Origin of the sequence: Pararhizobium antarcticum (assembly GCF_001885585.1) — a bacterium.
Lineage (GTDB): Bacteria > Pseudomonadota > Alphaproteobacteria > Rhizobiales > Rhizobiaceae > Pararhizobium > Pararhizobium antarcticum.
Genome location: NZ_LSRP01000133.1, coordinates 1 through 12,165, shown reverse-complemented (window position 1 = coordinate 12,165; position 12,165 = coordinate 1). Strand labels below are relative to the sequence as shown.

Sequence of the window (12,165 nt, the reverse complement as noted above, 5' to 3'; positions counted from 1 at the left end):
TTTGTCGCGATCCCGGAATTCCAGGGTCTCGGCACAACGGTCGGGCAGCTCTTCTCCGGCGCGCTTGCCGGGCAGATGACCGTCGACGATGCGCTCGCCCAGGCGCAGGATGTAGCAACCCGCGAAATGACCCGCAGCGGCTACATCAAATAACGTTCCTTCCCAAGGACGTGGCTGTCCGGATTTCGGTCCGGGCAGCCAAGGCCAACAGGCGTCAGGCAGAGGAGGCGTTGGCGCCGGACGTGTCGATGCTGATCCCTGACAGAAATCGTTCTGGAATTGCCGTTCTGAAGTCGAAACCCATCTCCTCCGTCACGCATCCGGCACGGCTCCTTTCCACGCCCCCGGTGTCGATCATATAGACGCAGGATCTCGAGAAGATGCAGACGATCATACCCTTCTTCCAGCAAAATTCAGAGAGTTCCCTCTCTCACTTCGACCTGTGCGACGTCGCTAGGACGGCACAGACATCGCTGTACGCCTTCTCCACAAGGCACACTGGTCTGAACTGTATCGCATTCATGTCGCATCTGCGCCTTGCCCAGGCGGTTGCTCTTTTGAAGACCGCCCATGAGACAGTTCCCACGATTGCGTTCCAATGGGCTACACAAACATTGCCAACTTCAACAGGCGATCCCTCCTGCTGCGCGGTTGCACGCCAAGCGGAGACAGAAAGCGGAACGTCCAACACTTGAAAGGACTGTCGATATGCAAGAACAATCCAGCCAGAACGCCCTCGTTCTCGAGAAAAAGGGCGAATTGAGCATTCGGGAAATCGATGTCGCCAGCCACATGGGCCCTGATGACGTCCGGATCAAGATCGCGACGGTTGGGGTCTGTGGCTCCGATGTGCATTACTACACGCATGGCAGGATCGGACCTTTCGAGGTCAAGGAGCCGATGATCCTTGGTCACGAGGCATCCGGCATCATCGTCGCGGTCGGCGCGAACGTCAGAGACCTGTCGGTCGGAGACCGGGTCTGCATGGAGCCAGGCGTACCGCAACCGCTGTCGCGTGCGTCGCGCCTGGGCATTTACAATCTCGATCCCGATGTTCGCTTCTGGGCGACGCCGCCAATCCACGGTGTTCTTACGCCGCGCGTTGTGCATCCCGCCAGCCTTACGTTCCGGCTTCCGGACAATGTCAGCTTTGCCGAAGGCGCCATGGTCGAGCCCTTCGCCGTTGGCATGCAGGCTGCGTCCAAAGCCGAAATCCAGCCCGGCGATGTCGGCCTGGTGCTCGGAGCCGGTCCGATCGGGATCATGGTGGCGATCGCCGCCCTCGCTGGCGGCTGCTCCACTGTGATCGTTGCCGACTTCGCAAAACCAAAGCTGGAAATCGCAGGCCAGTACCCTGGCGTCATTCCCTGCGATCTCAGCGAAACCACGCTCCAGGAGGTGGTCGCCGGATTGACGGGAGACTGGGGGGTCGATGTGCTGTTCGAATGTTCGGGCGCGAAATCCGTCTGGTCGGGAATCCAGACGCTCCTGAAGCCGAATGGCACGATCATCGCCGTTGGCCTGCCGGTCGAGGCGGTTCCGATCGATATTTCGAGCCTTTCCACAAAGGAAATCGTCGTGAAGACCGTGTTTCGCTATGCCCACCAGTACGAGCGGGCCATTGCACTGATTTCATCCGGAAAGGTAGACTTAAAGCCCCTCATTTCCGCAACCTACGACTTCAACGACGCCATTGCCGCCTTTGAACGCGCAGCCGAGGGACGGGCTTCGGACGTCAAGATCCAGATTGAGATGCCTGACCTCTGACGCAGGCCTCCATGATGTTTGACCGTTCGTCTCTTCATGGGGCGCGTGTCCATTCGGAGTAATTTTCGAAGGCTCGCGCAATCGCTGAGCTTTTTTCGTTCCTTTCATTGGTGTTGCCCTGAGCCGCCGGCGAGGATCGGGCGCGGGTTACGATTACCGGGCGATTTGACTTTGTGTGGTTTTGGTTCTGGAAACGCAAAAAGCCCCCTGAGGGGGCTTTTTTGGGATCACGGGGATGTTTGGTTGCGGGGGCCTGAACGCGCAGAGACTTGTAAATTCAGGCCCGCAGCAACGGGCGCTACGGAAATAATTTCCGCTTTGCCAGTTGTGATCAAGTCCCCTGTGCGCCAACAGCGGTCCCGAAATTTGCCCAAAAGTCTGCGCCTGGCGAGACGAGACTCGGTCGGGAGTCTTGACCAAATGCACCGCTGAACGCGGCCTGCCCCCCGCCACATTTACATAGAGGACAGCTTGATCTGCGTCACAATTGAAGTCTCTTCAGCTGCTATGGTCGCGATCACCTGAGGAGGCCTGCTATGCCCTATACGCTCGACAAATCGCTGTCCGGTACCAGTTTTGAAGACGCTGTCAGTCGGACGAAATCAGCTCTCTCCAAACACGGGTTCGGCGTACTGACCGAGATCGATGTCAAAGCAACGATGAAGAAGAAGCTCGATGCCGACATCGACGACTATCTCATACTCGGTGCCTGCAATCCGCAGATGGCATACGAGGCGATGAAGCTGGAACCAAAGGTCGGGGCAATGTTGCCGTGCAACGTGATCGTCCGAGCGATCGACGGTGGCGGCATCATGGTGAGCGCTGTTGATCCGGTCGCATCGATGCAGGCGATTGACAACGACACGCTGAAGGGTTTGGCTGGCAGGGTTCGGTCGATGATCGAGGATGTCGTCGCCGATGTTTGAGAGAAAACAGAATCTCAGTTTGCCGTGGCTATGGAGGCCCTGCCGAGCTTGATCGGTCTGACAGAGACCGCCGGCTAGACCGCAGTCCCCACCAGGGCGCCGATGCCTGCGGTCAGCGCCATCGCGAATGCGCCCCAGAAGGTCACGCGCGCTGTAGCTCTAAAAACGTTCGCGCCGCCGGCCTTCGCGCCGATTGCGCCAAGCAGGCCGAGAAACAGCAACGAAGCGATCGCGACCGAGTAGATCAGCATCGAAGCGGGCGAAAGGACGACCATGAGCAAGGGCATGCCGGCTCCGACCGCGAAGGTCGCAGCCGAGGTCACTGCCGCCTCGATCGGTCGGGCAGCCATGTGCTCGACAATCCCGAGTTCGTCGCGCGAATGCGCATCGAGCGCGTCGTTGGCAGTCAACTGCACGGCCACCTGTCCTGCCAGTTCGTGGGTGAGGCCACGCTTGACATATATCTGTGTCAGTTCCTCAAGCTCGGCCTCCGGAAGCGTCTCGAGTTCCAGCCGTTCCCGCGCCAGATCGGCCTGCTCGGTATCTGCCTGTGAACTCACAGATACATATTCCCCAGCTGCCATGGACATTGCGCCTGCGACCAGACCGGCGACACCCGCCACCAGGATTTGCTGGGTGTTTGCCGATGCCGTGGCGACACCCATGATCAGGCTTGCCGTCGACACGATGCCGTCATTCGCGCCCAGTACGGCTGCCCGTAACCAGCCGATGCGTGACACGAGGTGGTTTTCGGTGTGCAACCGGCTCATGATCTTCTCCTGATCGTGCCTTCGAGGCGTGCCGCCGTTGCGACAGTGTTCGAGATCGTGCCGTATTTCCGGATATTCTTGTGCAGCAGCTCCAGCCTCTGATCGCTCTCGTCGGTGTCGACGACGAGTTCATCGTCGACCGAAACGATCTTGGGAGGGGCATCCTGGCGGACCGCATGAAGGCTGACTTCGACGCCATCAAGCTTGAAATCCAGCATGGGTGTCACTCGTTCGATGCCCTTGATCATGCAGGCGGCAATCGCCGCCAGCAGCAACTCGGCCGGGTTGAAGGCATCGGGAGAACCCGCGAGCCCCGTATCCAGCTTCACCTCAGCCATCTTGGCATTGGCAACACTGCCCTCTGCGTCGACCCTGCGGGCCGCAATCCGGTATTCCAGCATGGCCGCTTCTCCGATGAGTTAACAATGACAGATTGCCAGTGCCTGGCACGCTATCACGCTGCGGCCGGGAAGGTTTGACCCGCATCAAGAAAATAGGGCGATGTCGAGCAACAACAGCGATACGCTTGCGGATACCCCGGCGATGGGAACCCAGATCGCGCAGACGAACACGCCTTGTAGCGGCTCTGCCTCGCTGAGCTCGATGCGGATCAGGGCCAGGTTGATGATCGCAAACACCACCAGCGTGCCTTGGGATGTGAGTTTCGCGAGGCCTTCCAGTGGCACGGTGAGCGCGACCGTGCAGCACCGCATGCGTCAGCGTCAGCCGTCTCATGAGCGCGTGAGGCTTGTCCGTCGCCCTGGTGATCAGGTCGGTCATGGGTATCTCCCCTCGGGATCAGCACTGTAATCGAGTGGCAGTTGCACCTGTATCTCGACACCCGCGTCACCAGGCACTTTGGGGGATATGACAGTTAGCTTCATGCCGGTGCGGTCGGCAATCGCCTTGATGATGGAAAGGCCAAGGCCGCTGCCGCCAACCTTCCCGGGGTCACGCTCGAAGCGGAGCATCAAGCGGTCCATCGCGTCAGACGACAGGACCGGACCATCGTTTGCGACGCAGAGCGTGCCATCCGGTTTCAGGCCTGCCTCGACCAGACCATCGCTTATCCCATGTCGGATGGCGTTTTCGAGCAGATTGCGGAAGAGGATGCCAAGAGCATCCGGGTCGAGCTTGGAAAGCACGGGTTCATCAGGCAGTGAGAGTACAATTCGCTCCTGATCGGACCGTGGAAAATCCTGCACGATCAGCTTTGACGGCCGCTTGGTCACCTACGTGTTCGGCGAACTCGATACTCTTGTGCCAGCCTATGTCGCCACGATTCACAAAAGCCAAGGATCGGAATACCCCGCCGTGGTCATCCCTGTCATGACCCAGCACTTCACCATGCTGCAGCGAAACCTGCTTTACACCGGCGTCACCCGTGGCAAAAAGCTGGTCGTGCTGGTCGGGTAGAAAAAGGCCGTGGCAATCGCCGTGAAGAACGTCTCCGGTCGGCGGCGCCGGTCAAAACTGGATGAGTGGCTGGGGCATCCTGAGGCAGCTGCCCGCCACATCCTGGACTGAGTCTTGGCTGAGCAACGCGAAGGGCGGAGAGCGGAGAGCGGAGAGCGGTCATTGACCAAACCACGACCGTCTGGCCAACCATTCGCATTGCAGGCATTCCGGCAATGGCAGATCAGGTCCTGGACAGGGTTGGAACGCTTTGGTCTTGGGAAGGACAGACCGTCAGGCGGATCATTGAAAGCACTCAAGACATCCTGTTTGCTGGCATTCTTCGGCGTCATAGCTTAAAACTCATCGAGAGGGCGCATTGAACCCTTTCATTTTGTGCAACCCCTCGTTCATGCAGCAAAGTCCGAATGAAACCAATTTATCTGGACGCCGCCGATCTGCGCATTCTGTCTGCGCTTCAGGACTATGGGCAGCTGAGCAAGTCCAAGCTGGCCGAGGTGGTGGGGCTGTCCGCCACGCCGTGCTGGGCGCGGGTGACGCGGTTGAAAAAGGCCGGGTTGATCCTGGGGTTTCACGCCGATATCGCGCTGACACGGATCGTCGATCTGTCCAAGGTTGTCGTAACTGTCTCACTCAAAAGCCATCGCAAGGCCGATTTTGAACGGTTCGAGGCCCATGTGCAGGCCACACCTGAGGTGACCGACTGCATCTCGACCGGGGGCGGGATGGATTATGTGATGACCGTGGTCACCACCAGCCTGCCCGCATTCCAGACCCTGATGGAGGTGATGCTGGACGCCGAACTGGGGATAGACCGCTATATGACCTATATCGTCACCCGCCAGATCAAATCGGCCCGCCCCGACCTTGCGCGCCTTGTCGCAGCGAAGGCGCCAAAGCCCGTGCCGGGGACAAAAGACTGAACGGTCTGGATTTTTGAAAATTTTGGTCTGTTCGGTCTTGTCCGGCCCTTATCTTTGGCCCGCCCACGCAGCTCAGCAAGCATAAATTTCTTGCCACGAACGAGGCGTCGCGCGGTCTTTGACAGACCCGCCAGCAAGGGCAGACAAGATGACAACGGCACAGAATTTCGGGTTCGGGACCCAGATCCGCAAATCCCCCTATTTCGACGCCACGGTGCGCTGGGGGGCGACGGCGTTTTCGGTCTATAACCACATGTACATTCCGCGTGATTTCGGAAACCCCGAGCAGAACTTCTGGAACCTCATCAACGACGCCATCCTGTGCGATGTGGCGGTAGAGCGTCAGGTGGAAATCACAGGCCCCGATGCGCCGCGCTTTGTGCAGATGCTGACCCCGCGCGATCTGTCGAAACTGGCGGTAGGCCAGTGCAAATATGTGCTGATCACCAATGCCGAGGGCGGCATCCTGAACGACCCCATCCTGTTGCGGCTGGAGGAGAGCCGTTTCTGGCTGTCTTTGGCCGACAGCGACATCCTCTTGTGGGCGCAGGGTGTGGCTGTGCATTCGGGGCTGGACGTGACGATCTGCGAGCCCGATGTCTCACCCTTGCAGTTGCAAGGCCCGAAATCGGGCGAGGTCATGCGGGCGCTGTTTGGCGACGACATCATGGACCTGAAATACTACTGGTCGCGCCGGGTGGACCTGGACGGCATCCCGCTGATCGTATCGCGCACGGGCTGGTCCAGCGAACTGGGCTATGAGATCTATCTGCAAGACACCGCGCACGGCGATGTGCTTTGGGAAAAGATCATGGCGGCGGGCAAACCTTTTGGGCTGAAGTCCGGCCATACTTCGTCGATCCGGCGGATCGAAGGTGGCATGCTGTCGTATCACGCCGATGCCGATATCAACACCAACCCCTATGAGCTGGGTCTTGACCGGTTGGTGAACCTTGAAAGCGGCGCCGATTTCATCGGCAAGGCGGCGTTGCAGCGGATCAAAGACACTGGTGTCAGCCGCAAGCAGGTGGGTCTGGTGATCGAAGGCGCGCCGCTGACGGGGCCGAACACCACCTTCTGGCCCATCCACCGCGATGGCGCGGTGATCGGCAAGGTCACATCGGCCATCTACTCGCCGCGCCTCAAGCAGAATATCGCGCTGGGGATGGTGGCCGTGGACCACACTAGCATCGGCACAAAGGTTGAGGTGGCTACCGGCCACGGCACGCTGACCGCCACCGTGGTCGAGCGTCCGTTCTACGACCCGAAAAAGACGCTGGCCGCTTCCTGAGCGCGCCCGACAACAGGAACTGACCCGATGAGCGCACTTTCGATCCAACTGCACTGGCAGCGTGCCGACGCCGAGCTAAAAACCGGGGCCCACTCGAACGCCCATACCGTGCAATATGGTGACAGCTACACCCTGACGGTTGATGCCGCCCCCGATTGGGGCGGTGATCCAGCCAATACCAACCCCGAACATGCGCTGGCTGCGGCGCTGTCCAGCTGCCATATGATGACTTTTCTGGCACTGGCGGCCAAGGCGAGCTGGCCGGTGGCAAGCTATCACGATCATGCGGTGGCCCACCTGGGCAAGAACCCCAAGGGTCAGATATCGGTGACCCAGATCGACCTGCACCCGGTTGTGCGCTTTGACATTGGCTTTGCCATCGATGATGCCAAAATGGCCGAAATACAGGACCGCGCGTATCGCTATTGTTTTATCGCCAACACGCTGGCTGACAGCGTCAAAATCAACATCCTGTAAGCCCCGGAAGGACCGCCCCCATGCATGACGGTGACATTCTTCTGTCCGATCTGGACGAAAACGGTGTCCTGCGTTTGACGCTGAACGATCCCCGTCGCCGTAATCTGCTCTCTGAGGAAATGCTGACCCGGCTCGGCGCGGCCTTTGCCGATGCAGGGACGAATGCGGCGGTGCGGGTGGTGGTTCTGACTGCCCATGGCCCGGCCTTTTGCGCAGGCCATGATCTGAAGGAGTTGACCGCAGACCGTGTCGCGCCTGACAAAGGCCGGGCCTACTATGCCCATATCATGGCGCTGTGCTCCGGCGTGATGCAGGCCATTATCACCTGCTCAAAACCGATCATCGCCGAGGTGACCGGCGTTGCCACTGCCGCAGGCTGCCAACTGGTCGCCAGTTGTGAGATAGCGATTGCGGCCTCTACGGCGCAGTTCAGCACCCCCGGCGTGCGTATCGGCCTTTTCTGTTCCACCCCGATGGTCGCCCTGTCGCGCAACGTCGCGCCCAAACACGCGATGGAGATGCTGCTGACCGGCGACATGACGCCGGCCGCGTGGGCCGCCGAAATAGGGCTGGTGAACCGGGTTGTCGCCCCCGAGGAGTTGCGTATCGCCACGACAGAACTGGCGCGCAAAATCGCGTCCAAATCCAGCCTGACCTTGGCCACCGGCAAGCGCGCCTTTTATGAACAGCGCGAAATGACCCTGGCCGCGGCCTATGACCATGCCTCGGCGGTGATGGTGGAAAACATGCTGGCGCGGGATGCCGAAGAAGGCATCGGCGCTTTCATCGCCAAGCGCGCGCGCCGCTGGCAGGATTGCTGAGGTCATGGTGCAGAACCCCTACAACACCGATCTTGACCGCAATCCGGCAAACTACCAGCCGCTGACGCCGCTGACCTTTCTGGAACGCGCCGCATCGGTGTTCCCCGACCATATCGCTATCGTCCACGGTTCCTTGCGCCGCAGCTATTCCGCGTTCTATGCGCGGTCGCGGCAACTTGCCTCGGCGCTCGCAGGCCGCGGGTCAGGGCGCGGCGATACGGTCTCGGTGATGCTGGCCAACACGCCCGCCATGCTGGAAGCACATTACGGCGTGCCGATGTGCGGGGCGGTGTTGCACTCGATCAACACCCGGCTGGATGCGGCGAACATTGCCTTTCAGCTGGATCACGCCATGGCCAAGGTGGTGATCGTCGACCGCGAGTTCATGCCGCTGATGCGGGCCGCTTTGGCCTTGGCCCGCTTGAAACCGTTCCTGATCCAATATGATGACCCGGAATATGACGGCGCACCCACGCCCTGTGACGCGCCCGATTACGAAGCCTTTCTGGCCTCTGGCGACCCCGCGTTTGACTGGCTGATGCCCGAAGACGAATGGGACGCGATTTCGATCAGCTATACCTCTGGCACCACGGGTGACCCGAAGGGCGTCGTGTCGCATCACCGCGGGGCCTATCTTCTGGCGCAGGGCAATGCGCTGACGACCTCGATGCAGAAACACGCGGTCTATCTTTGGACCCTGCCGATGTTTCATTGCAACGGCTGGTGCTTTCCCTGGACCCTGTCAGCGATCATCGGAACTCATGTCTGCTTGCGGCAAGTGCGCGCCGAGCCGATCTGGAAGGCGCTGGCAGAGGATCGGGTGACCCATTTGTGCGGTGCGCCCATCGTGATGTCGCTGATCCTGAGCGCCCCGTCTGCCGCCAAACGTGACCTTGACCGCCGGGTGCAGTTCTTCACCGCCGCCGCCCCGCCGCCTGAAAAAGTGCTGGCGGATATGAATGAGGCAGGGTTTGAAGTGACGCATCTTTACGGACTGACCGAAACCTATGGTCCAGCTATCGTGAATGACTGGCACGCCGAGTGGTCTTTGCTTCCCTCCACTCAGCAGGCCACGCTCAAGGCCCGCCAAGGTGTGCGGTATCTGCCCTTGGAGCAGGTCGATGTGCTAGACCCGGAAACCATGCGCCCGATGCCGCGCGATGGGCAAACCATGGGCGAAGTGATGTTTCGCGGAAATGTCGTGATGAAGGGCTATTTCCGCAATCCCACGGCCACAGCCGCCGCCTTTTCCGGTGGCTGGTTCCATTCGGGTGATCTGGGCGTGATGCACCCCGACGGCTATCTGCAACTCAAAGATCGATCGAAGGACATCATAATCTCGGGTGGCGAAAACATTTCGTCAATCGAGGTGGAAGAGGTGCTTTACCGCCATCCGGCCGTGGCAGTCGCCGCCGTGGTCGCCATGCCTCATGACAAATGGGGCGAGACGCCCTGTGCCTTTGTGGAACTGGCTGAAGGACAATCCGCGGACGCCGAGACTTTGCGACATTGGTGTTGCAGCCATCTGGCAGGCTACAAGGTGCCAGGGCAGTATGTGTTCACCGCAATTCCACGGACATCGACAGGCAAGATACAGAAGTTCGTTCTGCGCGAGCGGGCACGTGAACTTGCCGTTTGACGTTCGGGGCCCGCCCGAAAGGGCCGCCGCAGTGGATTATCAGAACTCTCAACTTGAAGGACGCGACGCATGAAAGCCCAGCCCAAAGCCAGTCACTTCGTCAATGGCCGCTACCATGAAGACAGCGCCGGCGCGCCGATAGAGGTGATCTATCCTGCCACAGGTGAGGTGATCGCGGTCTTGCATGAGGCAACCGCTGCGGTGACCGAGGCGGCCTTGGCCAGTGCTGCCCGCGCGCAAAGTGAATGGGGGGCTATGCGCCCGGTGGAACGCGCCCGCATCCTGCGCCGTGCCGCCGATATCATCCGCGAGCGCAACCACCAATTGTCGAGCCTTGAAACGCTGGATACCGGCAAGCCGATGCAGGAAACACTGGTGGCTGACTGGCAATCCAGGGGCTGATGCGCTGGAATATTTCGCCGGGCTTGCCCCCACCGTCACGGGCGAAACCATTCCTGTAAGCCGCGATTTTGTCTATACGGTCCGCGAACCGTTGGGGTTTGCGTCGGCATCGGCGCGTGGAATTACCCCAGCCAGATCGCCTGCTGGAAATCGGCCCTGCCTTGGCTTTGGGCAACGCGATGGTGTTCAAACCCTCGGAGGTGCCCCCCCTTGGCGCGTTGAAACTGGCCGAGATCTTCGTCGAGGCCAGCCCGCCGGCGGGTCTTTTCAACGTGGTGCAGGGGCGTGGGGCGGTGGGTTCGGCTTTGGTCACCGATGCGCGGGTGGCCAAGGTGTCGCTGACCGGATCGGTGCCGACGGGGCAAATGGTCTATGCCGCCGCCGCCGCAGGGGTGCGCCATGTCACTATGGAATTGGGGGGCAAGTCGCCCTTGGTGGTCTTTGACGATGCGAGTGTCGAGGATGCCGTGGGCACAGCCATGCTGGGCAATTTCTATTCGGCTGGGCAGGTGTGCAGCAACGGCACACGGGTTTTCGTGCAAAAAAGCATCAATTCCAAGTTCTTGAAATCCTTGGCTGAACGCGCCGCCAAGATCCGGATGGGCGATCCGTTGGATGAGGCCACCCAGATGGGGCCTTTGGTGTCCGCGGTGCAACACGACAAGGTGCTGGGTTATATCGCCACCGCCAGGGCCGAAGGGGCCACGCTGGTTTGCGGTGGCAGTCGCGCGGCCCCAAACACCGGCTATTATGTGGAACCCACCGTCTTTGCCGATGTAACGGACAGCATGACCATCGCCCGCGAAGAGGTGTTCGACCCGGTGATGGCGGTTCTTGATTTCGACACTGACGAAGAGGTGATCGCGCAGGCCAATGACACCGAATTTGGTCTCGCAGCAGGCGTGTTCACGGCAGATATTTCCCGCGCGCATCGGGTGATTGCGCAGTTGCAGGCGGGCACCTGCTGGATCAACGCCTATAACCTGACGCCGGTCGAGGCGCCTTTTGGCGGCTCGAAGCTGTCAGGCGTCGGGCGTGAAAACGTCATGCGGCGGTGCACCACTATACACAGGTCAAAAGCGTTTATGTTGGCATGGGTCCGGTCGATGCGCCTTACTAAGTATCTGGTAGCGTTTGGAAAAAATGATAGGGGTCGGCCGACGGGTGGATGGACTGATGCAGGCAGATGATGTGATCATCGGGGCAGGCTTGGCCGGTTCAGCCATGGCTTACCGTTTGGGCGAGGCAAGCAAGCGGGTGATTGTGATTGTGATTGAACAGGTCGGCTCAGATGTCGGACCCTGCATCAGATACCCGGCACCGTAATGGGAGAAAGCCGATGGAAGAGTATGACTTTATCATTGTGGGATCTGGCTCAGCCGGATCGGTACTTGCGCGCCGTCTGAGTGAAGACCCCAACCATCGCGTTTCGGTCCTCGAATACGGCGGCAAGGACAAGTCGATCTTTATCCAGATGCCTTCGGCCTTATCGATCCCGATGAATACGAAAAGTATGATTGGAGCTTTCATACCGAACCCGAACCGGGTTTGCCGGTGACCTGAGACCCTGAACTTCCTCCAGAATTTGGTAGAGTCCGTCACAATCTGCTCTGGGACCAAACTTTGGACCGCCGGAAGCTGGAGTTTTCCGGCTCTGATCATGATGGCTGGCTGGTTGCGCCACCGGGATTGTGTAGGGCAATCGGGACGTTATATCCGATTGCCGAGTGAGG

Annotated in this window: 12 protein-coding genes and 5 pseudogenes; 12 read left to right on the top strand and 5 right to left on the bottom strand. The window is 59.9% G+C overall.

From position 1 onward, the window contains the following. Nucleotides 1-153: pseudogene (locus AX760_RS26915) on the top strand (sugar ABC transporter substrate-binding protein); the annotation flags it as partial. A 61-nt stretch (nt 154-214) separates the two neighbouring features. Here the strand turns inward: AX760_RS26915 and AX760_RS23470 are convergent. Next, entirely contained in the window at nt 215-394 is a 180-nt protein-coding gene (locus AX760_RS23470; protein ID WP_071835438.1) for a hypothetical protein, read from the bottom strand. 314 nt (nt 395-708) lie between these two features. On the opposite strand from AX760_RS23470, the gene AX760_RS23465 reads away from it, so the two are divergent. Further along, entirely contained in the window at nt 709-1,767 is a 1,059-nt protein-coding gene (locus tag AX760_RS23465; RefSeq protein ID WP_071835437.1) for an NAD(P)-dependent alcohol dehydrogenase, read from the top strand. 536 nt (nt 1,768-2,303) lie between these two features. Further along, nucleotides 2,304-2,693, top strand: a complete 390-nt coding sequence (locus tag AX760_RS23460) for a DUF302 domain-containing protein (RefSeq protein ID WP_071835436.1) — start codon at nt 2,304-2,306, stop codon at nt 2,691-2,693. A 74-nt stretch (nt 2,694-2,767) separates the two neighbouring features. On the opposite strand, the gene AX760_RS23455 is transcribed toward AX760_RS23460, so the two are convergent. The 4 genes from AX760_RS23455 to AX760_RS23440 form a co-directional block, all read right to left on the bottom strand. Further along, nucleotides 2,768-3,463 carry a VIT1/CCC1 transporter family protein gene (locus AX760_RS23455; protein ID WP_071835435.1) on the bottom strand — a complete coding sequence of 232 codons (696 nt, stop codon included), beginning with the start codon at nt 3,461-3,463 and terminating at the stop codon, nt 2,768-2,770. After that, entirely contained in the window at nt 3,460-3,864 is a 405-nt protein-coding gene (locus tag AX760_RS23450) for an OsmC family protein (RefSeq protein WP_071835434.1), read from the bottom strand. Before AX760_RS23450 ends, AX760_RS23455 begins: the two co-directional genes overlap by 4 nt. 84 nt (nt 3,865-3,948) lie before the next feature. Further along, the gene (locus tag AX760_RS23445; RefSeq protein WP_071835433.1) at nt 3,949-4,176 is read right to left on the bottom strand and encodes a hypothetical protein; all 228 of its coding nucleotides are present in this window, start codon (nt 4,174-4,176) and stop codon (nt 3,949-3,951) included. A 63-nt stretch (nt 4,177-4,239) separates the two neighbouring features. Continuing rightward, nucleotides 4,240-4,608, bottom strand: coding sequence for a sensor histidine kinase (locus tag AX760_RS23440; protein WP_071835432.1), 369 nt, complete (start codon nt 4,606-4,608; stop codon nt 4,240-4,242). Between the two features lie 58 nt (nt 4,609-4,666). Between AX760_RS23440 and AX760_RS23435 the strand changes: the two are divergent. The 9 genes and pseudogenes from AX760_RS23435 to AX760_RS23400 all read left to right on the top strand — a co-directional run. Continuing rightward, nucleotides 4,667-4,990, top strand: a pseudogene (locus AX760_RS23435) (ATP-binding domain-containing protein); the annotation flags it as partial. 296 nt (nt 4,991-5,286) lie between these two features. Continuing rightward, entirely contained in the window at nt 5,287-5,802 is a 516-nt protein-coding gene (locus AX760_RS23430) for an Lrp/AsnC family transcriptional regulator (protein ID WP_071835431.1), read from the top strand. Between the two features lie 148 nt (nt 5,803-5,950). Beyond that, nucleotides 5,951-7,093, top strand: a complete 1,143-nt coding sequence (locus AX760_RS23425) for a glycine cleavage T C-terminal barrel domain-containing protein (protein WP_071835430.1) — start codon at nt 5,951-5,953, stop codon at nt 7,091-7,093. Nucleotides 7,094-7,120: 27 nt separating this feature from the next. Beyond that, nucleotides 7,121-7,570 carry an OsmC family protein gene (locus AX760_RS23420; protein WP_071835429.1) on the top strand — a complete coding sequence of 150 codons (450 nt, stop codon included), beginning with the start codon at nt 7,121-7,123 and terminating at the stop codon, nt 7,568-7,570. A 20-nt stretch (nt 7,571-7,590) separates the two neighbouring features. Further along, complete coding sequence (locus AX760_RS23415) at nt 7,591-8,391, top strand: enoyl-CoA hydratase (RefSeq protein ID WP_071835428.1); 801 nt, start codon at nt 7,591-7,593, stop codon at nt 8,389-8,391. 4 nt (nt 8,392-8,395) lie between these two features. After that, on the top strand, nt 8,396-10,030 hold the full coding sequence (locus tag AX760_RS23410; RefSeq protein ID WP_071835439.1) for an acyl-CoA synthetase: 1,635 nt from the start codon (nt 8,396-8,398) through the stop codon (nt 10,028-10,030). Between the two features lie 69 nt (nt 10,031-10,099). After that, nucleotides 10,100-11,552: pseudogene (gene betB, locus AX760_RS23405) on the top strand (betaine-aldehyde dehydrogenase). Nucleotides 11,553-11,608: 56 nt separating this feature from the next. After that, a pseudogene (locus tag AX760_RS26910) lies at nt 11,609-11,752 on the top strand (NAD(P)-binding protein); the annotation flags it as partial. A 19-nt stretch (nt 11,753-11,771) separates the two neighbouring features. Next, nucleotides 11,772-11,983 (top strand): annotated as a pseudogene (locus AX760_RS23400) (NAD(P)-binding protein); the annotation flags it as partial. Between the last annotated feature and the right edge of the window lie 182 nt (nt 11,984-12,165).

What these genes read in the sequence shown, in the direction of transcription:
- AX760_RS23445 (WP_071835433.1), bottom strand. Translation starts at nt 4,176, where the DNA reads ATGCGGTGCTGCACGGTCGCGCTCACCGTGCCACTGGAAGGCCTCGCG.
- AX760_RS23410 (WP_071835439.1), top strand. Translation starts at nt 8,396, where the DNA reads ATGGTGCAGAACCCCTACAACACCGATCTTGACCGCAATCCGGCAAAC.
- AX760_RS23465 (WP_071835437.1), top strand. Translation starts at nt 709, where the DNA reads ATGCAAGAACAATCCAGCCAGAACGCCCTCGTTCTCGAGAAAAAGGGC.
- AX760_RS23425 (WP_071835430.1), top strand. Translation starts at nt 5,951, where the DNA reads ATGACAACGGCACAGAATTTCGGGTTCGGGACCCAGATCCGCAAATCC.
- AX760_RS23470 (WP_071835438.1), bottom strand. Translation starts at nt 394, where the DNA reads ATGATCGTCTGCATCTTCTCGAGATCCTGCGTCTATATGATCGACACC.
- AX760_RS23430 (WP_071835431.1), top strand. Translation starts at nt 5,287, where the DNA reads ATGAAACCAATTTATCTGGACGCCGCCGATCTGCGCATTCTGTCTGCG.
- AX760_RS23420 (WP_071835429.1), top strand. Translation starts at nt 7,121, where the DNA reads ATGAGCGCACTTTCGATCCAACTGCACTGGCAGCGTGCCGACGCCGAG.
- AX760_RS23450 (WP_071835434.1), bottom strand. Translation starts at nt 3,864, where the DNA reads ATGCTGGAATACCGGATTGCGGCCCGCAGGGTCGACGCAGAGGGCAGT.
- AX760_RS23460 (WP_071835436.1), top strand. Translation starts at nt 2,304, where the DNA reads ATGCCCTATACGCTCGACAAATCGCTGTCCGGTACCAGTTTTGAAGAC.
- AX760_RS23415 (WP_071835428.1), top strand. Translation starts at nt 7,591, where the DNA reads ATGCATGACGGTGACATTCTTCTGTCCGATCTGGACGAAAACGGTGTC.
- AX760_RS23455 (WP_071835435.1), bottom strand. Translation starts at nt 3,463, where the DNA reads ATGAGCCGGTTGCACACCGAAAACCACCTCGTGTCACGCATCGGCTGG.